Here is a 21,465-nt window from a genome sequence, read left to right as displayed (position 1 = left end):
CCATGCCTCAGTACCGGCGTCCCCATAGAAGAAACGCGCGTGCAGAATTGAGGACATTTTTCCGATGGCACTGATCGCGAAAATGAAGGTCGAAGGGCTGGCGGACCTCGAAAAGGCGCTGGGCCAGTTCAGCAAGGCGACGCAGCGCGGCGTGCTCACGCGGGTGCTCAAGAAGGCCGCCAAGCCCATCGAGAACATGGCGAGGAACCTGGCCCCCGTCGACAGCGGAGAATTGCGGGACAGCATTGAGACCGTCGTGGTGCGGGGCAACAACGCCGGAAAAGCGGCGTTCGCGAGCACCATGCGGGATGGGGGAACCCGCGCAGATGCCGCCGCCGCCGCGCATGCCGCGAACGCGAAGGTGGCGGGCCGGGGCACCTCTGCCACCGTTCGCGTGAGGGCGACGGCGCCGCACGCGCACCTTGCCGAGTACGGCCATATGGCCACGAAAGACGGCCATGAGTTCCGGGTGGACGGACAGCCTTACATGGGGCCGGCGCTGCGGGCAGAGGACGACCGCGCGGTGCGCGTCATGGCGGCGGACCTCAAAACAGAGATCGAGAAGACCGCGCGGCGCGTCGCCAAGCGGGCAGCGAAGAAGGCGGCAGGCAATGGCTGATCTGACAATCAAGCTCGATGTGCATCGCGTCGTCGCGGTGGAGCGATATGCGGGCAAGACGTTGAACGAGATCCTGCGTGACGTGGAATCGGAAGCCGGCATGTCGCTTACCGTGCTTCGCGGCATGTTGGCGGCAGGAACTCAGCCCGGATATCTGGCAGCCATGGAGGTGGGCGTTTGTGAACCGGACAGAGACCGCGCCGATGCACTCTTGGCGAGGCACGGCATAGCGGCGTGCGCCGCGGCGGCGGGCGCTGCGCTTGCCCACTTCTTGCGCAGCCTCGAAAAGCCGGGCACGTGACATGGCTGTTTCGGCGGGAGGAATCTATGTCGACCTGGGCTTGAACAGCGCCCGGTTCAATGACGGCATCAAGAAGGCCGGCAAGGAGCTCAACACGTTCGGCGGCCGGGCGCAGAAGGTCGGCGGCGTGGCCCGCGCGGCGCTCGCCGGCATCGGCGACGGAATGAAGCTCGCGCTCGCCGGGTTCACGGTGGCGGGCATCGGCGCGGGGTTCAAGGCGATCACGTCGGACCTCGCCCAACTCAACGCCGAGGCGAAGCGGGCAGGCGTAGGCGCCGAGGCGTTCCAAGAGCTCGCCTATGCGGCGCGCCAGTCCCTTGTGAGCGTCGACGCCCTTACGGACGGTCTGAAAGAGCTATCCCTGCGGGGAGACGAGTTTGTCACCACGGGCGGCGGCAGCGCGGCGGAAGCGTTCCAGCGCCTGGGCTATGGCGCCGACGAGTTGAAGGAGAAGCTCCGCAACCCGGCGGACCTGTTTCAAGAGATCATCGACAAGCTGGCGCAGATTGACCGCGCATCGGCTATCCGCATCGCCGACGAGCTTTTCGGCGGCACCGGCGGCGAGCAGTTCGTGCAGATGTTGGACCGAGGTGTCGGGAGCGTCGGCAAGCTGCGAGCCGAGGCGCGGACAACCGGCAACGTCATTTCCGCCGAACTGATCGAGAAAGCCGCCGAGGTGGACCGGCAGTTTGCCAGCATCGCGGCGACGGTGGGCAACAACGTCAAGGCGGCGATCGTCGCGGCGGCGAATGCCCTGGCGCCCTTCCTCGACATGCTCAACAAGGTCGAAAACCAGTCGACCAACACGTTGCAGCGTCGCGCCGATCTGCTTCGCGAGGCTCTGAAGCGGTATGAGAACTACGGGTTCAGCGATTCATTTGTCGCCGACCGTAAGGCCGAGCTGAAGCAGCTTGATGACCTGATCGCGACGCGCCCGCCATCCGTCACCATCACGCCGACCGTGCCGACGCAGGCCGTTCCGAACAAGGGCGGCGCCAAGGGCACGGGCGGCAACGATCGCGACCAGGCGACCGTCTATCGAGATCTTATCCAGGCCGCCAATGAGCGCATTGCGCAGTTGCAGGTCGAACAGCAGGCGCTTGGCTTGACGGCGGGCGCGGCGGAGGCCTTGAGGCTCAAGGAGGATCTGCTGGCGCAGGCCGCTCGGGAGGGGATCGACCTTTCGCCGGACCAGATTTCAAGTCTGGAAGCAAAGACGCGGCTCTACGGGCAGATGACCGAAGAACTAAACCGCGCGGCAGAAGCGCAGATGCGCCTGCAGGAGGGCATGGCCGAAGTTAAGGGGATCGCTGCGGACGCTCTGAGCGGCTTCGTGTCGGACCTTCGACAGGGTGCCAGCACGGCGGATGCGCTCGAAAACGCTTTGAATCGTGTGCTCGATCGCGTTCTAGAGTTGGCGCTGCAATCGGTCCTCAATGGGCTTTTCTCAAGTTTGGGCGGCGCGGCTGGTGGCGCTGCTGGGGGCGCCGGCGGGGGGTTGCTCGGCGCGTTGCTGGGGTTCAAGAACGGCGGGATAGTCCACGCGGCCACCGGCGGGCGCATCAGCGGGCCTGGCACCGGCAAGTCCGATAGCATTCCGGCGCGGCTTTCCAATGGCGAGTATGTCGTGAACGCCGAGGCGACGCGAAAGAACTTGCCTCTATTGGATGCCATCAACCGCAATATCCTGCCGCACCTCGCTGACGGCGGCATGGTGCCGAGTTTCCCGGATTTCCGCCCGGCCATGCAGCACGGTGCCCGCGCGGGCGGTGGCGCGCTTGTTGTCAACGTGTCGGTGCAGACCTTGCCGGGCACCACGGCAAGCGTGAGCCAGAGCCGGGGCGCGGACGGGTCCGTGAATATCGCGGCTACAGTGCGAAAGCTGGTCGAAGAGGAAATGGTGAGCCAGTTCCAAGGCAACGGGCGCGGGGCGCAGGCCGCCCAGCGATCCTTTGGCCTTCGGAGGGCGACGGCATGAGCGACGCGGCGGACCTTCGCGAAATGTTCGCCGACCGGCTGATGGCCCGCGCGGCGAGCACCTTGGAGACGATGGGCGTTGGACACGAGGCCATCGCGAGGGCGTGCCTTCTGGTGGCCGTCGCCGCCATGGCGAAGGGCGACAGCATCGAGGCCGGCCGGGTGCTGCTGGAGAACGTCCTGGCCGGCTACAACGCCAGCATGGGAACGGACGAGGCGCGGCACTAGCCGAAGGGCCGCGCGGAACGTCAGCCCCGCGCGGCCTTCTCCAGAGCTTCCGCCATCCGGGTGCGCCTTGCCGCTTGCTTCTTGGCGAGAGGCTGAATAGCCGCCGCCCCCCCCCAATTGTAGGACATCAGATGACCGAGCAACGGACGGGCGCGCACGCCCGCAGCCGGCCGATCGTGCTCACCCCGGCGCTGGCCGAACGGTTCTGGCAGAAGGTGGACGTCTCAGGCGGGCCTCATGCCTGCTGGTTGTGGAAGGGGGCACGCTGCAGCAACGGCTATGGACATATCAGCGCGCCGCGCCCTCTTCGGACAACGTGGAAGGCGCATCGGGTCTCCTACCTGCTGAACAAGGGCGATCCCATCGGCTGGTGCGTCTGCCATCGTTGCGACGTGCCGATGTGCGTCAATCCCGCTCATTTGTTTCTAGGGACCGTAAAGGACAACACCGCCGATATGCTGGCGAAGGGCCGTCCGACATGCCTGGGATCGCGACGGTATCCCCGGCTGGCCCAGTCAGTTCTGCGAGGAGAGCAAATCGCAAGCGCTAAGCTGACGGCGTCACAGGTTTCGGAGATCCGGGCGCGGGCCGCCGGTGGCGCCAACAGCACCGAGCTGGGGGTGTTGTATGGGGTGGATTCCAGCACCGTTCGACAGATCGTTCGCCGGGAGATTTGGCGCCACGTCGAATAGGCGCGCGGAAACCCCCATCGGCTTGCCGGCCGTGGGGTTCGCGTCTAGTCTGTGATTTGGTGGCTTAGCAGCACCCGAAGCGGACCCTTGCCGGGGTTTGCGCTTCATCCGCGATAGGAGCGCTCGGCTTGCCGGCCTTGCACTCCGAATAACGACGGGCTCACGACCTGTGAGCGCCGACCGGCTCACTATGCCGGGCGGCCACGGGCCATGCAATAGCCCTTTTGGGCAAAAGCTCGTGGGTGCGTTCTCGCGGACGTGCTGCTAACCGCCCGGCGCCAGTGACGTTCGCTGGCAATCGGAGCTTACGTTTTAGCAGGCGTGCAAGCTCCCCGGTTCTTAGCAGGCCGGTTCTAGACCGCGAGCAAACCCATGTTCCTCGATACAGCCTATGGCGGCCCTGCGCCGTCACCACGCCGCGATCACCACGCGATGCGCGCCGACCTCACCGACATCATCGAGCGCGCCATAGCGGCGCTGGACGCCCTGGAAGGCGATCCCGACCTTGAAGCCGCTGGGGACTATCTGGACGCCAGTTATCCCGAATGGAGCGGTGCCCCGCCCGTGCTCAACGACGGGCGAGGGATGCCGTTCGAGGATGCCGAAGAAAGCGGCGATCTGGAGCCGAGCCTCGGTGCGCCCGAGGCCGGCCTTGGGGGCGCCAGATACTGCAGCGGGATAGGCCCGGTGGTCGCCTCGGGCGAGCCTCAGCGTTCGCAGTTGCATTGGGCGGACGGCGGCCAAGATGAGCGCGAAGACGAGCACGACGGCGCCGAGCCCGACAGCGACGGCGAGATGGACGACTTTCGGGAGGATGACGACCCGGAGGAAGACAGCGACCCGCACGGCGGCGCCGACGACGATGACAACGGCGTCGCGGACGACGGGGGGTGTTGATGACGAACATGGCACTCATCATCAAGTCGGCAGAGCGTGATTTGGCCATTGCCGGCCACTTGGTCCGGGGACTGATGCTTCTGACCGAGGAGCTTGTTCCAGACGACAACGTCTGCGACGCACTCGCCGCGATGAACCTCAAGGCCAAGAAGCACATCGAAGGTGCTATGGCCTCGCTGACCGTGCTGACTTCGCTGACCGAGATCGAGCCGGCGAAAGGCTCACAGCCCCGCGTGGCCGACTGAAGCGCGCGCCCGGCGCCGCCTCGCGCTGGCGCCGGGCGCTCGGCACGACATGAGCTTTCCCGCAACATATTGAGCATACGCAGCTTTTCCGGCTTTCCGAAAGCTGCATGCGACAAGAGAGGCCCACACCATGGCGAGCGTAGCTAAGCGCAAGAGGCAGCATAACGGCGTAGAGTCGGAAACGTGGGTTGTTCGATATACGGACCAATCCGGCAAGCGCCGGTTGAAGACCTTTGACAAGAAAAAGGACGCTGATGCCTTTAGGTCTCAGGTAGATATTGACGTCAGAGACGGAACACATGTTGCTCCGTCACAGTCGGTTACACTTGGACGCGCGATGGATGCTTATCTGGAAGATTGCAAGGCGCGTTGGAAACGTGGCGAGTTGGCGGGCAATACGCTCTATGGATACGAGACAAAAGCGAAGGGTATCTCGGAGAATCTTCGGCGGCGACGCCTGACCGAACTAACCGGCCTGATGGTCGAAGACTTCGCGAACGAGATGCGGGTGCGCTATTCAAAGCGAACCGTGCAGATGTTTGTTTCTGTGGTTTCCCTCTCTATCGGATATGCGATCCGTCGCCGTTGGCTCAAGGTTAACCCGCTCATTCACGATAGGGTGCGCATGGTCGTGGGCGAACGGGAAGCCGTAAGCATTCCCAGCAAGGCGCAGATTGGACAGTTGATCAATTCAATCGCCACGCAGGAGAAGCGCCCGTATCTCACCGGGCCGCGCGGCGAGAGCCCGATAATTCGAGCGGCGATCGTTGCGCTTGGCATTTTCGGCGGACTGCGGCGCGGAGAGATGGCCGGCCTTCAGTGGGAGGACGTCGACTTTATCGAGGGCGTGCTGCGGCTACGCCATAGTTATTCACGCATCGACAAGTTGAAGGCGCCGAAGACAAAGGCGGGCAAGAGATCTGTTCCTATGTCATCGCCGATCCGCGCGGTTCTACAGCAGATTTGGGAGGGCCACGGTCGACCGACCGCAGGGTATGTGTTGACCGGGCGTCGAGGGCTCCCCTTTTGCCCGAACAAACTTACCAGTTTCCACTGGCCGGCCACCATGAAACATGCCGGCCTGCTCGACGAGAAGGGTACGCCTCTCTTTAGCATGCATGAAATGAGACATGCGTATGTAAGCTTGCTTGCCGAGCAAAACCTCCCTCCGCTGGTCATATCCAGGTTGGTCGGGCATTCAAAAATCGCGGTGACTATGGACGTGTACGCCCATCTCTTCCCGGAAGATAATTCGGGCGCCCAGGCTGTCGAACGCGCCGTCGCTCAACTTGGCGGCGCGACCATGCTGCCGCCAATCGCCGCTATGGACGCGACCACGGCGCGACCGTAGGCGATAAGTGCCTGTACTGTCGGGGATTTAATAGTAAAGGCAAGGCGGATCCTCAGCATGCCTTTCCCGGGCAGGGTCAGATGAAGCCCGAGCAGCTCGAGATTGACCGGCTGCGCAGGGAAGTGGCCAAGCTGAAGGCGGAGCGCGACATCTTAAAAAAGGCCGCAGCCTTCTTCGCGAGGGAAGCGATATGAAGTTCGCCTTCATCGCGAAGCACCGGAGCATCTGGCCGGTGGCATGGCTATGCGACGCTCTGGATGTCTCGCGGTCGGGCTTTCATGCCTGGCTCAATCGCAGCCCCAGTGCGCATGCCCGGCATGATGACGTGCTCGCGACGGCGGTCGACCGGAGCTTCAAGAGCAGCGATCGGACCTATGGTGCACGACGGGTCTGGCACGATGTGCTGGCGGAAGGGCTCTCCTGCGGGCTGCATCGGGTTGAACGGATCATGCGGGAGCGTGGGTTGCGAGCCCGGCCGCGCCGTCGTGGGTTGCCGAAGGATGTCGGCGTGCGGGCAGCCGCGTCTGACAATCTGCTCGACCGCGCCTTCGAGGCCTCGGCCCCGAACCAGAAATGGGTGGCGGACTTCACCTATATCTGGACCGCGGAGGGCTGGCTCTACGTTGCCGCCGTCGTCGACCTGTTCTCACGACGTGTCGTCGGCTGGGCGATGAAGGCAGAGATGACGGCGCAGCTCGTCACCGATGCCCTCATTATGGCGATCTGGCGCCGCGGCAAGCCGGACAGCCTGCTGCATCACTCCGACCAGGGCAGCCAATATACGAGCGAGCAGTTCCAGCGACTGATGGCTGACCACGGCATCACCTGCTCGATGAGCCGATCGGGCAACGTCTGGGACAATGCTGCGATGGAGAGCTTCTTCTCGTCGCTGAAAACCGAGCGGACAGCCCGCAAGGTCTACAGGACGAGGGATGATGCCAGGGCCGACGTGTTCGACTACATCGAGCGCTTCTACAATCGCCGGCGCAGGCACTCGACATTGGGCTATCTCAGCCCCGTCGAGTTCGAGGAGCGAGCCAAATTAGCTTAACCTCGTGTCCACAGAACCGGCAGCAGGCCAGTCCAGCTGTTTTTAGGGCTGCTGCGCAGCAAGCGAAAGCGCGGCTATCACGCAATTTCCAGAGATGCGGCGAACCGTGCATCAGCGCCGGTGTTTCGCGTGCCGGACGAAGCGGCCGGGAAATTGGCGTCCAACAACGGCATCGAGATGGCCTCGCCCAATAGCCGCGCTACCGCGTGAGAACCGGCCCTATCTCACGGCCGAGCGTCTGCTGGCGGGCATGCTGTTGGTGCATGTCGCGCAGCATGGCCGCATGACGGTAGGTATCGGGCACGCGCCCGGGCTCGCGTAGATCGTCCGCGCTGAGGCGCCGGCGGCCCGCCTCGACGATCTTCACCAGCTCGTCAGCGAGCGTCCGATCCTTCTGCAGGACTTCGACCGCCTTGCCGACTGGCTGGGTGAGCACAACCGCCAGCTCGCGCGAGGGCGCTGGAATCGGTGTCGAAAGCCGGGCTTGTTCGGCGCGGTGCGCGCGCTGGATTTCGGAACGCTCATAGGCGAGGGCGTCGCCGTACTTTTCGACGGCCATAGCGAGGTCGACCACGGCGCCTTTGGCCTCGCGCCGCTCCTCGTCCTCTTTCCGCCAGAAGGTGCCGGCGCGGCCGGGAAGGGCGCCGATAGCTTCGGGATCGGCCTCGATAGACCTGGCGCGGTCGCGAGCCGTGGCGGCCGGGTTGTCAGCCGCCGCGATGGTGTCGAGCGTCGCCTGTATTGCCGCCCTGTCCCGATAGGCGAGTTCGCTGAGACCTTCAGCAGCGACGCGCGCGCCCTGTGCCCTGGGCGCTTCTCGTGCGCGTTGCTGGATCACGGCGTCGGAAAGGTCCGGCAGCGTCGTAGCCGCCATCAGCGTCGGGGCGATCGTGTAGGACTGCGCGATCATCAAGGGCGTTTCCCTTTAGGGTGTGTCACATGCTGGGCGTGATGCCGCGTGTTTGACCACGCTGCAGCCGCTCCTGCTCATGCTGCAGATTATGGCCGGCGGTGATCGTCGCGTTCGTGGCAGACATCGCCGCCCTGCTCGCTGCGAGGCGCCCCTGTTGCTCGGTGGGGACGCGGTGCGCCAGCTCGTGATCCTTGGCGCCGGTGTAGTTGCCGAAGCGGGCACGTAGCGCCTTGTCCACCTGTGCGATCTCGGCCCGAACCTCAAGGCTCATGCCGGCGACGACCTGCTGGCGTGCCTTGGAGTCTGTCGCGCCCCGGACCTGCTCGATGGCGCTCTGTGCGGCCGGCGTGAAGCCCGGCACCTCGATCGCCATGCGGGAACGGTTCTCGGTCTCGGCCTTGACCTCCTGGGCGCGATAGTTCGCGAGATTGCTCTGCAGAGCAAACGCGACGGCGCCGACATGGGCGACGGCATCGAGCGCGGCTTTGCGCTCGGCGCCGGCGGCGCTGAAGCGGTCCAGCATGCGCCCCGAGCCACGAAGCTCGCCGAAGGCTTCCGGGGTCTGGGAAATTTCTTGGCGAAGCTGCGCGCCCGTCCCGGCCTCGATACGCGCGCGGATCGTCGCGACGGCGCGGGTCGGATCGGTCCAGACCTTACGGGCCTCGGCCGCGAGTTCGGCAAGATCCTTTTCGACATGCGGCCGCGCCAAGGCGCGCCGCGTGGCGACCTGCTCGACGCTCTCGCTGAAGCTGGTGACAGCGGCGAACATGGGCGCGGGCTTCTCGGTCGGCGCCGGAATGGCCGGGGTGGCAATGACCGCCGGCGCCGCCGGCACCTGGTCGACCTTCGCCACCCGAGCCTGCTCGCGCCTCTCGGCCAGTTGCAGCGCGGTCGATACCGCGCGCACCTCGGACAGGCGCGGCGCTTCCTCGGCAAGCGCCTTTCGTCCCTCGGCCGGCGTGCGTTCCTCGATCGTGCGCGCGGCCAGCTCGTCAGCCTTGTCTGTGAACGCGGCAAACCCGTAACGGGCATTAAGCGCGTTGTTCACGGCGCGGATTTCCGACATGAGGCCGGCATCCTGGCGCAGCATGTCCACGCCCTTGCGCCACGCATCCTCGCCGCCCTGCTGGCGCAGCGAGCGCAGCGTGTCGAGCTGCTGCACCGCCCTCTGTGTAAGCGCCGGAATGGCGACACCCATCGCCTCACGCCGGCGCTCTTCGGCCGCGACATGCCGGGCCTCGGTGTTGCGCCAGGCAATGGCCTGCATGCGCGCGAGCGTCGCCACCTCGGGGACCGCAAGCATGGCTTCCTCACGCTGCGAACGGGCAGTGCGGCCGTCAATGAGGCGGCTCGATCCGCGCAAACCGCCGAAGCTCTGCGGGCGCTGAACAACCTGTTCGGACAGCCGCGCCGTGTCACCCTGCAGGCGCAGCGCCGCACCCGTGATCGCCTGCCGCGCGCCCTCGGGATTGCGGTAGATCCGCGCCAGCCGGGCCGTCAGTTCGGCGTCATTGTCGCGCGCCTCGGCACTCTGCAGGAAGCGCGCCCGGGCCGCCTCAATCAGCGGCCCGGCGTGCTCCCTCGCACCCGCAATGAGGGCGGGGCGCTCCGGCCCGATCCGATCCTCGGCGACAACCGCGGCCGTCTTGTGAATGTCGGTCGCGACTACCGGGACCGTTTCGGCCGCACGGCCGATACCGATCCGCTGGAATGCGTGCTCGGCACGGCTCCACAAATCCGCGAGCGCTTCGCGATGCTGGGCAAGCCGCGCCGCCTGCTTCTCGACAACGGCCGCGAGCGCCGGCCCGATGTCGCGCAACACCTCGAAGCCGCGACGCTCCAGGAAGGCGTTCGCATGATCGCGGTACAGCGGCTCATTCTCAAAATCGAGCGTCGTCGTCTTGGCGCCGGAACGCGAGAGCTGCTTTTCGATCTGCTCGAAGGTCACGCTGGCCGCATCGCGTACCTGCCACTCATTGCGATGTGTGAGCGTGCCATCGGGCAGGGTGACGGGCTGGGAGCCCAGATGCTGAAGCTCGATCTTCGTACCGGGCTCGGCACCGCTCGCCTGCAAGGCGCGCTCAAGGTCGACACCCCACACCGTGTTGCGCACGCCCTTGTCGTTCTCCAGCGTCACGAAGTAGCTCATCTTGTTCGACGGTTCGTGCTCATAGGGCGCCGGCCCGTGCGCGACCAGACGGCCGGCGCGCGGGTTGGAGAACTCGTCCTGTGCCGCATACATCGTGACGCTATGGCGATGACGGCTCATCGCCACATAGGTCAGATGCTGGTCCATCATCGACGACGCCAGCACGAAGGCATGATCGACGGTCGCGCCCTGCGATTTGTGAATCGTGGTCGCATAGCCATGGTCGATGTTGCGATAGGTGTCGGTTGTGAACGTCACCTCGCGGCCGGCATCGAGGCTCACGGTCAGGCGCGGATTGCCCGCCTCGTCCGCGGTCGCAACGACCGTTCCGAGCATACCGTTCTTGACGCTCTGGCGCTCCAGCTGCGGCGCGGTCGGCTCTGTGAAGCTCGCATTCTCCAGGAACAGCATGCGGTCGCCGGCGGCGAACTCGCGGGTGCCCGTCTGCGTGGTGAAGCTGCGCGCCTCGGACAGTTCGCCGGCCTGCTGAAGCACGCCGCGCAGGCTTTCATTGAGTGCGCGAACATTGGCATTGGTGTGCGCCAGCACGATCAGCTCGTCGCCGCGTAGCGTCTCGCCCTTGGCTTCCTTCTGCGTCTTCACCTCGGCCCGCCGCTGCGTCCAGTCCGCCACCAGCGCGGCCCGCGCCGTGTCCTGAGTGTCCGCCTGCCGTACGGCGCCGTGCTCGTTATAGGCGGCAAGCGCCTGGCCGAACTTCTCGGCATTGCCGCTGGCGAAGTTGCGCGACGCCTCCTGCATCCAGTCCTCGCGCTGACGGCGCACGCCGACAAGGTGCTTGGCCCCAATACGGTCAATGATGGCGCGGAACGCCGCGCCGGCCTGGATCGGTTGGAGCTGCTGGGCATCGCCCACAAGCACCAGTTTCGCGCCGGCCTCTTCCACGGCGGTGACGAACCGCGCGAGCTGGCGCGACGACACCATGCCGGCCTCGTCGATGACGAAAACGTCGCCCTTCTGCAGCGGCGCGTTGCCGTTCTTCCACGCAAGTTCCCACGACGCGAGAGTGCGCGAGGCGATGCCGGAGCTTTCCTCAAGACCTTCCGCCGCCTTGCCGGACAGGGCCGCGCCGAACACCCGGCGCCCCTCATCCGTCCACGCCACACGGGCCGCTTCCAGCAAGGTAGATTTACCCGCGCCGGCATAGCCGACGACGGCGGCAATCGCGCTGTTTCCGGTGACGTGGCGGACGGCCTCAACCTGTTCCTCGTCGAAACGGAACGGACGCGAAGCGTCTTTCGTCTCGACGGCGCGAACGGCCTTCATCACCACCTTCTCGCTGACGCCGAAGCGGCGAACAGCGGCGAGCCGGTCGGCGGCTTCCGCCATGCCGTGCTCCACCTTCATCATCTCGCGCGTGGTGTAAATGGCGGGCTCGGCCTTGCGGCCAATCGACTTGTCCGCCGGCACGGCCGGACGCAACAGGCACAGCTCGGGGCTTTGCAGAACGGCGGCCTTGATGTTCTGGAACACCGCGATGTCGTCGACATGGCGATGCAGCGCGCGAGCGATATCCTGCTCTGTGAACGTCGACTGCTGGTCGCTTATCAGCGTGATCAGCTGGGACGGATCGGCCGCAAGACGGTCGGCCGTCTGCTGACGTTCAGCCTCGCGCGCCGGCGCGAAGTGCGTCGCTTTGCCCTCGCGCACCATGGCCGCCAAGGTCGTTCCAAGATGGCGCTGCGGCTTGATGTCGAGCCCGCGTTCCACATAGGAGCGCATGTCGATCTGGATGTCGTGACCGGCAAGCGCCAGATGGCGGTTCGCCGTCTCGGCCCATCCGAGTTTCCACGTCCGGTCGACCGAACGCTCCCCCACGAACGGCTGATAGACGATCTGCCCCTCGGGTCGAGCCGTCGTCGCCACGCGCAACGGCTTGCCGTCCTCGCCAAGAACAGGACTGACCTTCGGGCCGAACCCCTCAGGCGTCAGAGGCCGGATCGTGTGCATCAGATGCACATGCGGGTTGTCCTTCGTGCCGTGGATCACCCAATCCGCGACAATGCCCTTGGACGTCAGATGCGTCTCGACGAACTCGCGCACTAGGGCGATGTTCTGGTCGAGTGACAGCTCCACCGGGAGCGCCAGCAAAAGCTCTCGGGCGAGCTGAGCATCGGCGCGTACTTCCGCGCCCTGGGCCGCGTTCCATAACTCTTCGCTCGCCTTCGCGATCGAGCGACCCTCGACAAGCGCCCTCATCCATTCCGGCGCATCGGGCGGCAGGCTGATCTCTTCATGATCGAGGTCGCGGGCCTTATGCGTGAAGGACACCGGCTTATTCAGGCGCCTGTCCGTCATGGCGGCACGATGACGATACGCGGCGGCCGCAACGGCGCTTCCGCCGCTTCGACTACCTACGAATGTGAACCGTGCGTACCCGATCGCCATGGGTCATCCTAGCACCAGGGCCGCAACGTCGCAACGCGACACATATTGCGCTTGTAGTCTTCGTGGGCAAGCCCACTCCGCTCCAAGAGCCGGCACATGTGCCGGCGATGGCGCCCGAAAGGCGCCCCTGAAAAAATAGTTGGCCTGCAACCTGTATAGGTCCGCCAAAGCTTTGGAGAGCTGCGTTTGGTCATTTACGGTCTTCCCATTGCCTTCGATAAGTGAAAGGGAAGTCACGCTTATGAGCCGCATTCGATCCGCCAATAGAATGACCAGCATTGTCGATATCGATGCTCAGATTCAGGAGCTGCACCGCAAGCGCAGGGAACTCCAGGCCAAGCAGGCGGAACGCCTCGGCCGGCTCGCGCTGGCGGCGGGGCTGGGCGAGTTTGAACAGACCGACGAGGAGCTGAAGGCCGCCTTCGCTGAGGTAGCCGCGCGATTTCGCCCTCGGCTGGCGCCTGCGAATTCAGGGATTGAAGCACCGTCGCCGGCAAAGGCCGCTGACCACGCTGGCACTCAATGACCGCGCAATCCTTGAACTGAGGTGGAAGAGGAGAAGCCTCATGCTCGATGAACGCCGCAAGGATGTGCGCGAGAAAATCGCGCTCGGCGGCCTGGTCGTGAAGGCCGGGCTGCGCGGCGCGGATCGCGCTTTCATTCTCGGCGCCCTGGTGAGCGCGGCACGCTTGACGCCGGACGATCCGCGCTGGCGCGAAATGCGAGCACTTGGCGGCGCGGCCTTCGGGGACGCGGCGCCGGCCACTGATACGGACGAACCGTCCGTGACGCCATCACCGCGCCTGAGCTGATCGAGGCCGGCCGGCGCTGCGCAATGGATGACGCAGCGCCGGCCTCGCCGGGCGCGTTTTCGAGGAACGACATGCACAACATCAACTGGAAAGACCCCACGCTCGCGTGGGCGCTCCTACCTGCGTCGGTGCTCGCCTTCTGCATCTTCGTGACGGACACCATGTGGCCCGATCTGGCCGCCGATCTCTCCGGCCAGCCGCACTATTGGTTCATGCGCGCCACGCCGCTGGTGAACTTCATACTGCCGCCGCTGTTCGGCCTCGCGGTCGTGGCGCTGCTGCCCCGCCACAAGCGCATGCCGCTCGCGCTCATCAACCTGCTGCTCGTCGTCGGCGTCGGGCTCGCCTATGCCTGGCGCGAATATGCGCGCCTCGCGCCCTATGCCGAACAGGGCATGAGCTTCAACGAGCTGAGCGGCTACATCAGCGCCTTTGTGATCGGCGGCGGTGTCGTCGCCTTCGGGCTCGCCGGATTCGGCGCGCGGCTCTCCACGCATGTGCCCGATAGGGTCAGGCGCGTGAAGGGCGGCATGATCGGTGATGCCGACTGGATGGATCTCGGTAAGGCGCAAAAGCTCTTTCCGGCCGATGGCGAGATTGTCCTTGGAGAGGCATATCGCGTCGACAAGGATGTGGTCGCGGAGATTGATTTCGAGGCGGGCGACCGGGTCAGTTGGGGCCGGGGCGGCACCGCGCCTCTGCTCTGCTACCGCTATGGCAACGACTCGGGCCACCTGCTGTTTCTCGCCGGATCGGGCGGCTTCAAGACAACGGCAAACGTCATCCCGACCGGCCTGACCTATCGCGAACCGATCGTCTGCTTCGACCCGTCGACCGAGATTGCGCCCATGCTCGTGAAGGCGCGTCGCGACATGAACCCAGGTCGCCGCGTGTTCGTCCTGGACCCGACCGATCCGACCATCGGGTTCAATGTTCTCGACTGGATCGCGACGTCGTCGCGCAAGGAAGAGGACATTGCGGCGGTCGCGCACATGCTGCTCGCGGAGAGTGGAAAGATCGAAAGCTCGACCGGCAGCTATTTCCAGAACCAGGCACACAATCTGCTCACGGGCATCCTCGCCTATATCCTGCTCTCGCCGAATTTCGAGGGCGAGAAAACGCTGCGGAGCCTGCGCCAGCTCGTCAGTCGGCCGGAGCCGTCATTCATCGCTCTCCTGCGTGAAATCGTCGAGGATGAAGCCGAGCCGGATTTCGTTCGGGAGTCGCTGGGCGTTTTCACAAACATGACCGAACAGACCTTCTCGGGCGTCTATTCGACGGCCTCGAAGGACACGCAATGGCTCTCTCTCGGCAATTACGCTTCCCTCGTATGTGGCGATACCTTCACGACCGCCGACCTGTCGCGTGGCAAGATTGACCTGTTTCTCAATCTGCGTATGGACACGCTGAAGAGCTATCCGGGGATTGGCCGGGTCATCATCGGCGCGCTGCTCAATGCGATGATCCAGGCGGACGGCAGCACGGGGCGCCGCGTGCTGTTCCTGGTCGATGAAGCCTCACTGCTCGGCTACATGAAGCTGCTGGAGGAGGCACGTGATCGAGGCCGTAAATACGGCATCAGCCTCATGCTGTTCTATCAGTCGGTCGGACAGATAGAGGGGCATTTCGGCCGCGCCGGCGCGCAAGCCTGGTTCGAGAGCGCGGCGCTCACCTCCTATGCCGCTGTCGGAACGCACGAGACGGCAAAGCGCCTTTCCGACCTGTGCGGCGAGATGACGATCGAGGTTGGATCGAGTTCGCGGCAGGCGGGGCTGCTCGCCAGTTCCACCCGCGCGACTGAGAGCATCAACCATCAGCGCCGCGCGCTGATCCTGCCGCATGAAATCCTGCAGGACATGCGCCGCGACGATCAGATCATCATCAAGGCCGGGCAGCGGCCGCTGCGCTGCGGGCGCGCCATCTATTTCCGGCGCCCGGACATGGTGGCGCGCACCGAGGCCAATCGCTTTGCTCCGAAGGGAGGAAAGTGACGATGAGCGCACGGATCACGCCGACGCAACGCAAGATTCTCGTCAACGCCTCGGAAGGCCGGCCGCTTGATCATGGCCGGCCAGCCTCGCGCGCCACGGTTGGCTATTGGAATTGTGCTGTCCGCAGCTGTCATCGGAGGGGATGGTTGGACGAGAGCACGGACCAGCTGACGGAGAAGGGAAGACGTGTTCTCGACATGACGCCGCCGGCCGCACCCGTGCACCTCACGACGTCGCAATACCGCGTCCTTCTGTACATGGTGCAGAACAACGCGAAGCTCATCCGGGGCGAGGGGGCATCGGCCCGAACCGACGACAGCTTTCAGTGGCCGGTGCCCGCATCGACCGTTGACCACTTGATCAAAACACGCCTTATCGAGAGGGATGCTCGCGTGACTGAGCACGAGCTTTTGGTCGTCAGTGTTTTGGGATTTGGCACGGTCAAGGAGAAGCTGAGGCGCGCTCTTGCCGCGCAGGAGCGCGCGGCGCGTCTTGCAGGGGACGCGCCGACACCACTCGAACAGCTCATCAGGCGAACGTTGGCGGATGGATGACACGACGGCCCGGTCTGCTCGGGTGAAACCGCTGGTCTGGCGCATTCAGAACCCGCACACCACGGACCTGGTTTCCGGTGAGACGGTGGTTCTGCTGGCGATGGTTCCGTGGGGTGCCGTCGCCATTACAAAGGCACTCAAGGAGACGGGTTATCGCGTCTGCGAGGGTGCCTCGCGCGCCGGCGGCTTCGCGTCAATTGAGGAAGCGCGGGAGTGGGCTGAGACGGGATATCAGCGAATGATGGCGGCGGCGATCGAGCTTGACGCGCCGGCGCCGGCGCCCCCGGCGGCGCTCTCTGTGCCGGCGGCGGTCATGGCCCTTTGGGAAGAGACCGCCGGCCGGCCCTGGCCGCAGGCGGCTCCGCTTGGACCCGAGATTGAGGCGATGATGGCCGATGGCTGGATACGGCTGGCCGGCAAAAGTGGCGGCTCGCCTTCCGCATCTACCGCCATGCTGCAATGGACCCGCGCCGCGCAAATTGCGATGTCCCGCACTGACGCGATTTAGTGTAGCCGATCGGGCTCCGTGTGCGCTGCACGCGCCGACCGCGACCCGCTTGCTCCGCTAGGTCGCACTGCCCGCCGCGCGCTCAAGCGCTTGCTGAGCCGCCTCCAGCCGCTCCCGCGACGCACGGCTCGCCCTGACGACGGCAAGCCGTTCCTGAAGCGGTAGCGCCGCCCTGCGAGCCGTATGGAGGGCGAATGAATGATCCTCAAGCGCCGCCTCAAGATCGGAAAGAAGGTCGCGCAGGGTGTCGCTATTGGTCATGGGTCGCCCTCCTATGCTGATGGAACCGGGCAAGGCAGCGCTAAGGCAATCCTACCGCACGGCCTTGATAATCCTCTCCAGGTCGCCAACCCCGGCCCATAGCCACACGCCGCCATCCGCCGGCAGGATATCGGCAGCAAAGCTGATCGGAACGGCGTCGACCTTCTTCCTGATCTCAGTCACGCTGCCCGGGACAAAGGCGAAATGGCCGGTCCAGGTCCGCGCATCGGAAGGGGGCGGCTCGGGCGCTATTCGCCATTCGCCTTCAACCTTCATGATCTTCTTGCGCACAATCTCATAGGGCTTCATCGGCGATACTATCGGCGATTCGACTGCGCCGCTGCAACCCGGCCGCTCTCTCGGTGTTAAGTCGGATGATCCCGATCAAGCCCGTTCATATCTGGGAAAGTGAGGCCACGAGGCGCACCCTCGCCGACGTGGAAGGCGCGGCCAATTTCCTGTTGATCAAATGGCCGGGCGGAATGATGGACACGCCTGCGCACCGCGCCGCGCAGGTGGCTGCGCTCGATGTGTTGGGCGGCAACGCTGCCCCCGAAGCGTTCCGCCGGGCCTTGATTGCCGCCGCCGATGAGGCGGGCATCCTCGCTGCCGACACCCTGCGGAGTGACGTCCCGGCTCGGTTAGGGAAAGGCGCTCGGCGCCCGCGTCGTGTCAGTGAAGATTGACAATCACCGCCTCAACGTTCCTCATATGTTCCTATGGATGAACCGAGCCCCCTTGTCGGCTTTCAATGCCAGTGCGGTCATCGCACGGTGTTCGTACGCGCGGCGGCAGTAGCGCTGCTGGGACGCGCTGGCGAAACCATCCACGACATACGGCTCAGAATGACCTGCCAGCGTTGCGGAGAGCGGGCACCGAACGGGCCGTATCCGTTCGCGACATCGGAGCAAAGCGGCCTTTGGTGCTGCACCGACAAGTCGATTGGCATCAAGTTCAAGCGTGAAGAGCCGTAGCGATTCACGCGCTCGGGGCCGCGCTTATGGCGGTCCCGAGGGCGGGCGGCGAAAGCAGCCCGCCGCGCGAAATCAATGATAGGGGGCGATCAGAACGTCGTCTTCGGGCAGCAGGCGATAAAGAGCCCAGTTCCAGGCATCCATGAACAGCCACGAAACAGCGCCGGCCGCCAGCATGAGGGAGGCGTGAAGGGCCGGCACCCCGGAAGCGAAACCCGCCACGGCGAGGACGATCCAGACCAGGGACAGCTTGCGCATGAGAACGACGAAGGGCAGGCCGGTCACGAGGACAAAGAGGGCCATGCTCCGCGCCATCGAGCCCAGGAGGCGCAACGGCCAGATGAGGATGCGCAACCAGATCGGCGGGCGGGCCGGCGGTTGACGGGCATCCGTGCCCCGCTTGGCGGGCGCTGGGAATGTATGGGCTCGATAGGGTTCCATGGGTCTCTCCATCCCGTTGCGGGCAAGGAAAACCGGGTGGGAGCGATCTCACCACCCGGACTTTACCTGTTCAGCTTTCGGCGATCCACGCATCGAGCAGAATGATGTCGCCATTGCCGAAGGGGCGCAGAACGATTTCCGTCACCTTGTGGGTCTGGCCGTCCTTGTCATATTCGCGGGTTTCCATGGCGCCGGTGACATGAACCTTGGTCCCCTTCTGCAGGCGCTTGTCGATCCGCTTGATGAGGTGGTCATCGAAGACGACGACGGTGTGCCACTGCGCAACATCCTTCCAATTGCCCTCCCGGTCCTTGTAGGAGTTGTTTGTCGCCACGCGGAAGGTGGCAACCCGGCCACCATTCTGGAAGGTGCGGATTTCGGGATCAGCGCCAAGGTTTCCGATGATTTCAGCGCGGTTGAGAGAGAACATATCAAAGCTCCATTCGGATCAGGGTTACGGGAAAAGTCGAACTTTATCAGTGGATCGTCGTCAAGGTTTCGCCCTAACCTATACAGTTCTTAGGCGAAGCAGGCCGTCCTGCTTCCCGAGTTCGCGCGGAGCAGCGGGGGAGTTGGGGGGCAAGGGGGATGATGACGGGGGGAACCACCCACCCGAAGGGGCGGCGCGTTTACGCGCCGGCATGGCAGGCCGCTCGCGGCCGAATGCTGGGGGGTGGCGTCATCGCCCTTGCTGGGGCAGAGGGGGCAGAGCCTCCTGGCCCCGCGTTCTTCAACCAGGAACTGGCGCGCCCTGGCGCGCTCTATGTGAATGTGGATGTCGTCGCCGGCATCGAGGGGGGAGAGGCGAGAGGGGTGGCGGAGCCCCACTCTCGCCGCGCGCACTGGCGGTCGATCCGCCGGGGCGCGCGACTGGCGCCAGCCGCTAGTGGGCGTCGTTGTTGGCGGTCGTGTTGAGCTGCCTAGTCGTCACCAAGTATTGCGGTCATAGGCGCCGCCACGAACTTTTTCGATGCCGTCCATAGCGTCGGCGCGGCCATCCTGCCTGGCATGCGAACGCTCGCGCATCTCGTCATGCCAAGAGCTTTGCGCGGCGTCCGTAGCCTTGCAAAGCTCTACGATCACCGCCGCATCCTCGGGGCTTGTGTGGCCGACGACGTTGTTCTGATCGTCGAAAATGAACCGGCGGTCTGCCCAGCGGCCTTCGATCTTTACCGACCATGTGCTTTGGTTGGTGGTGTTGTATTCAATGCGCCCGTCGTCGCTGACGCCGACAAACGAGAACCCATTGTAATTGATCGTGGCCATTTCGCTCTCCCGAGCCGCACCGCAGCGCCGCTGTCCATGTGATGAATGTCGCTTAAGGGGGCCGCTTTGCTTCACAGGGCGCGTTAGAATAGCGCCGCCTGCCCGTCACCCTCAAGCTCCCACCTCTTCGCCGTCGCCCGGCTCTGTGCGGCCTCTTTCCTGCGGATCACGGCGGCGGCGGCCTCAAGGTCGGTCGATGCGTGGCGGGCGTGGATCTCCTGCAGCAGTTCCATGTCGAAATATTTGGGCATGGCGTCCGCGAGCGCGGCGTCTTTTTCAGCCGCGCGCATAAGGGCGGCGGCGACCATCTCGCCGTCGAACATTTTGAAGCAGGCATCAAAAGCGTCTGCCGACGCGCCGGAAAGGACCGATTGCCGCGCCAGAGCGACGCGGCCGGCGAAGGTGCTGAAGCCGGGACGGCAGGTCATGCGCTGGGCTCCCCTTGGAGAGCGGACACCACGCGCGAGGCGGAATAGCGCCCGGCATTGTTGAGGTGGCGCTGCCAAGCCCCCTCGGACGGCGCCCAACGGAAGCCCTCGCGCTTCATCAGGTCCCGCGTCGCGGCCTCGGGCTTGCCGTCGAAAAACATCTGAATGCGGGCCGCGTCGCCATTCTCGACCACGCGCAGGCGCCCGGCTGTGGTGTTGTGCTCGTGCTCGACCGTCCCGCGCTCGCGGTTCGCCTCGATCGTCGCCAGCCGGGTCGCAAGCCGCTTTATCTCGGCCAGCTCGCCCGCAAGCTGATAGGCGGGAAAGCCGGCGCCCATCCATTCTTGAGGCGGCACAACGCAGCGCCGCGCCTTCGCCTCGCGCCAGCCCGTGGCGTCGACCACGGCTTGCACCTTGGCGTCTACGTCTTTGCCCTTCGCCGAGCGAATAGCAGCGTTGGCGGCTTTCATCATGGCGTGCGCGGCCTGGCGCTTCTCGATCTCGGCGCGGATCAGTGCCGGCGCATCCGGGTTGCTGGCGCGGATCGGCTCGCCTGGGGCGCCATGAGGGAAGGCGGTACGCTCGACGGCGGCGCGGGCGGCCTTGGCGTGCTCGCTCACGACGCGAAAGGCGTTGTCTGCCGATGCCTGCCGCTTGCGGTTCCGATCCACCGGGAACCGGGCCGGCCCGACGACGAACCACGACATGCACCGCGACTCCATCGCCCAAGCGCGCCGCGTCAGCTGCACATGGCGGACTGTGAAACGCTCGATTTCGGCGCCAGCGTCGAGAATACCGCCCCGCGCCACTATCGCGGCGACATGGGCGGCGAAGGCGTTGACGCGCTCACCGAGGGCGCCAAGCTCCATGCGGGCGCGGCGATCCGGGAAATGGGAAAGGGCGTCCCAATTGCGTTCAATCTCCTTGAGGGTGAGCGAGAGGGAGAAGCCGCCGGCGCTGATTGTGAGGGTGTCAGCGTCGAACATGGCGACGGGCTGAACTGTGTCGTTCAAATCGGGGTTGGTGTGCTGTGCCATGGCGGTTTCCCTTCCTTTTCGCTGCGAAGCAGGCTGCGTCCTGCTTCCTGAGGGTCGCGGAGACCGGGGGAGTTGGGGGGCAAGGGGGATGATGACGGGGGGAACCACCCACCCGGAGGGCGGCGCACAGCGCCGGCATGGCAGGCCGCGTGCGGCCGAATGCTGGGGGGTGGCGTCATCGCCCTTGCTGGGGATGAGGGGGCAGCGCCCCCTGACCCCGCGCCCTTCACGAAAGGGACTGGCGCGCCCTGGCGCGCGCTGTGACCTGGTGATGTCGTCGCCGGCATCGAGGGGGGAGAGGCGAGAGGGGTGGCGGAGCCCCACTCTCGCCGCCCGCCCTGGCGGTCGATCCGCCTGGGCGGGC

General features: G+C 65.2%; 23 protein-coding genes and 1 pseudogene. 15 read left to right on the top strand and 9 right to left on the bottom strand.

Annotated features, from left to right (window positions below):
* The first annotated feature begins 64 nt into the window (after positions 1 to 64).
* From G3A50_RS22285 to G3A50_RS22245, 9 genes and pseudogenes are all read left to right on the top strand, one after another.
* Complete coding sequence (locus G3A50_RS22285) at positions 65 to 619, top strand: HK97-gp10 family putative phage morphogenesis protein (protein ID WP_163078359.1); 555 nt, start codon at positions 65 to 67, stop codon at positions 617 to 619.
* Positions 612 to 920 carry a hypothetical protein gene (locus G3A50_RS22280; protein ID WP_163078356.1) on the top strand — a complete coding sequence of 103 codons (309 nt, stop codon included), beginning with the start codon at positions 612 to 614 and terminating at the stop codon, positions 918 to 920. Before G3A50_RS22285 ends, G3A50_RS22280 begins: the two co-directional genes overlap by 8 nt.
* 1 nt (position 921) lies before the next feature.
* Entirely contained in the window at positions 922 to 2,898 is a 1,977-nt protein-coding gene (locus G3A50_RS22275) for a hypothetical protein (RefSeq protein WP_163078354.1), read from the top strand.
* The gene (locus tag G3A50_RS22270; RefSeq protein ID WP_163078351.1) at positions 2,895 to 3,125 is read left to right on the top strand and encodes a hypothetical protein; all 231 of its coding nucleotides are present in this window, start codon (positions 2,895 to 2,897) and stop codon (positions 3,123 to 3,125) included. Before G3A50_RS22275 ends, G3A50_RS22270 begins: the two co-directional genes overlap by 4 nt.
* A 131-nt stretch (positions 3,126 to 3,256) precedes the next feature.
* Positions 3,257 to 3,817 carry an HNH endonuclease gene (locus G3A50_RS22265; protein WP_163078349.1) on the top strand — a complete coding sequence of 187 codons (561 nt, stop codon included), beginning with the start codon at positions 3,257 to 3,259 and terminating at the stop codon, positions 3,815 to 3,817.
* A gap of 372 nt (positions 3,818 to 4,189) precedes the next feature.
* Entirely contained in the window at positions 4,190 to 4,714 is a 525-nt protein-coding gene (locus G3A50_RS22260) for a hypothetical protein (RefSeq protein ID WP_163078346.1), read from the top strand.
* An 8-nt stretch (positions 4,715 to 4,722) separates the two neighbouring features.
* Positions 4,723 to 4,959 carry a hypothetical protein gene (locus G3A50_RS22255; protein ID WP_163078343.1) on the top strand — a complete coding sequence of 79 codons (237 nt, stop codon included), beginning with the start codon at positions 4,723 to 4,725 and terminating at the stop codon, positions 4,957 to 4,959.
* 130 nt (positions 4,960 to 5,089) lie between these two features.
* The gene (locus tag G3A50_RS22250) at positions 5,090 to 6,310 is read left to right on the top strand and encodes a tyrosine-type recombinase/integrase (RefSeq protein WP_163078340.1); all 1,221 of its coding nucleotides are present in this window, start codon (positions 5,090 to 5,092) and stop codon (positions 6,308 to 6,310) included.
* Positions 6,311 to 6,354: 44 nt separating this feature from the next.
* Positions 6,355 to 7,361: pseudogene (locus G3A50_RS22245) on the top strand (IS3 family transposase); the annotation flags it as partial.
* 199 nt (positions 7,362 to 7,560) lie between these two features.
* Here the strand turns inward: G3A50_RS22245 and G3A50_RS22240 are convergent.
* Both G3A50_RS22240 and traA read right to left on the bottom strand, forming a co-directional pair.
* Positions 7,561 to 8,271 (bottom strand): BID domain-containing protein, encoded by a 711-nt coding sequence (locus tag G3A50_RS22240; protein ID WP_126280792.1) that lies wholly within the window; start codon positions 8,269 to 8,271, stop codon positions 7,561 to 7,563.
* A gap of 25 nt (positions 8,272 to 8,296) precedes the next feature.
* Complete coding sequence (gene traA, locus G3A50_RS22235; protein WP_163078337.1) at positions 8,297 to 12,829, bottom strand: Ti-type conjugative transfer relaxase TraA; 4,533 nt, start codon at positions 12,827 to 12,829, stop codon at positions 8,297 to 8,299.
* A gap of 268 nt (positions 12,830 to 13,097) precedes the next feature.
* Between traA and G3A50_RS22230 the strand changes: the two genes are divergently transcribed.
* From G3A50_RS22230 to G3A50_RS22210, 5 genes are all read left to right on the top strand, one after another.
* A complete protein-coding gene (locus G3A50_RS22230) occupies positions 13,098 to 13,355 on the top strand; it encodes a TraC family protein (RefSeq protein ID WP_163078334.1) in 258 nt (85 codons plus the stop codon).
* A 40-nt stretch (positions 13,356 to 13,395) separates the two neighbouring features.
* Complete coding sequence (locus G3A50_RS22225) at positions 13,396 to 13,641, top strand: conjugal transfer protein TraD (protein ID WP_163078331.1); 246 nt, start codon at positions 13,396 to 13,398, stop codon at positions 13,639 to 13,641.
* Between the two features lie 71 nt (positions 13,642 to 13,712).
* The gene (gene traG / locus G3A50_RS22220; RefSeq protein ID WP_170308676.1) at positions 13,713 to 15,632 is read left to right on the top strand and encodes a Ti-type conjugative transfer system protein TraG; all 1,920 of its coding nucleotides are present in this window, start codon (positions 13,713 to 13,715) and stop codon (positions 15,630 to 15,632) included.
* Positions 15,633 to 15,634: 2 nt separating this feature from the next.
* A complete protein-coding gene (locus G3A50_RS22215) occupies positions 15,635 to 16,186 on the top strand; it encodes a hypothetical protein (RefSeq protein WP_163078325.1) in 552 nt (183 codons plus the stop codon).
* Positions 16,179 to 16,694 (top strand): hypothetical protein, encoded by a 516-nt coding sequence (locus G3A50_RS22210; protein WP_246252626.1) that lies wholly within the window; start codon positions 16,179 to 16,181, stop codon positions 16,692 to 16,694. The genes G3A50_RS22215 and G3A50_RS22210 overlap by 8 nt, the downstream gene beginning before the upstream one ends.
* A 57-nt stretch (positions 16,695 to 16,751) precedes the next feature.
* Here the strand turns inward: G3A50_RS22210 and G3A50_RS22205 are convergent, their stop codons facing one another.
* Positions 16,752 to 16,955: a hypothetical protein gene (locus tag G3A50_RS22205; protein ID WP_163078322.1), complete on the bottom strand. Its 204-nt coding sequence runs from the start codon at positions 16,953 to 16,955 to the stop codon at positions 16,752 to 16,754.
* 51 nt (positions 16,956 to 17,006) lie between these two features.
* Positions 17,007 to 17,246, bottom strand: coding sequence for a hypothetical protein (locus G3A50_RS22200; RefSeq protein ID WP_163078319.1), 240 nt, complete (start codon positions 17,244 to 17,246; stop codon positions 17,007 to 17,009).
* A gap of 83 nt (positions 17,247 to 17,329) precedes the next feature.
* Between G3A50_RS22200 and G3A50_RS22195 the strand changes: the two genes are divergently transcribed.
* Positions 17,330 to 17,641, top strand: coding sequence for a DUF982 domain-containing protein (locus tag G3A50_RS22195; RefSeq protein ID WP_126280787.1), 312 nt, complete (start codon positions 17,330 to 17,332; stop codon positions 17,639 to 17,641).
* 360 nt (positions 17,642 to 18,001) lie between these two features.
* Here the strand turns inward: G3A50_RS22195 and G3A50_RS22190 are convergent, their stop codons facing one another.
* From G3A50_RS22190 to G3A50_RS22170, 5 genes are all read right to left on the bottom strand, one after another.
* Positions 18,002 to 18,232, bottom strand: a complete 231-nt coding sequence (locus tag G3A50_RS22190) for a hypothetical protein (RefSeq protein WP_163078317.1) — start codon at positions 18,230 to 18,232, stop codon at positions 18,002 to 18,004.
* Between the two features lie 208 nt (positions 18,233 to 18,440).
* Positions 18,441 to 18,800 (bottom strand): single-stranded DNA-binding protein, encoded by a 360-nt coding sequence (locus G3A50_RS22185; RefSeq protein WP_163078314.1) that lies wholly within the window; start codon positions 18,798 to 18,800, stop codon positions 18,441 to 18,443.
* A gap of 497 nt (positions 18,801 to 19,297) precedes the next feature.
* Complete coding sequence (locus G3A50_RS22180; RefSeq protein WP_163078311.1) at positions 19,298 to 19,636, bottom strand: hypothetical protein; 339 nt, start codon at positions 19,634 to 19,636, stop codon at positions 19,298 to 19,300.
* An 83-nt stretch (positions 19,637 to 19,719) separates the two neighbouring features.
* Positions 19,720 to 20,064 (bottom strand): hypothetical protein, encoded by a 345-nt coding sequence (locus tag G3A50_RS22175; protein ID WP_163078308.1) that lies wholly within the window; start codon positions 20,062 to 20,064, stop codon positions 19,720 to 19,722.
* Positions 20,061 to 21,101: a hypothetical protein gene (locus tag G3A50_RS22170; protein WP_163078305.1), complete on the bottom strand. Its 1,041-nt coding sequence runs from the start codon at positions 21,099 to 21,101 to the stop codon at positions 20,061 to 20,063. Before G3A50_RS22170 ends, G3A50_RS22175 begins: the two co-directional genes overlap by 4 nt.
* Between the last annotated feature and the right edge of the window lie 364 nt (positions 21,102 to 21,465).

This window comes from Ancylobacter pratisalsi (assembly GCF_010669125.1).
Taxonomy (GTDB): domain Bacteria; phylum Pseudomonadota; class Alphaproteobacteria; order Rhizobiales; family Xanthobacteraceae; genus Ancylobacter; species Ancylobacter pratisalsi.
The sequence above is the reverse complement of the archived record's forward strand: the minus strand, read 5'-3'. Positions and strand labels throughout refer to the sequence as shown.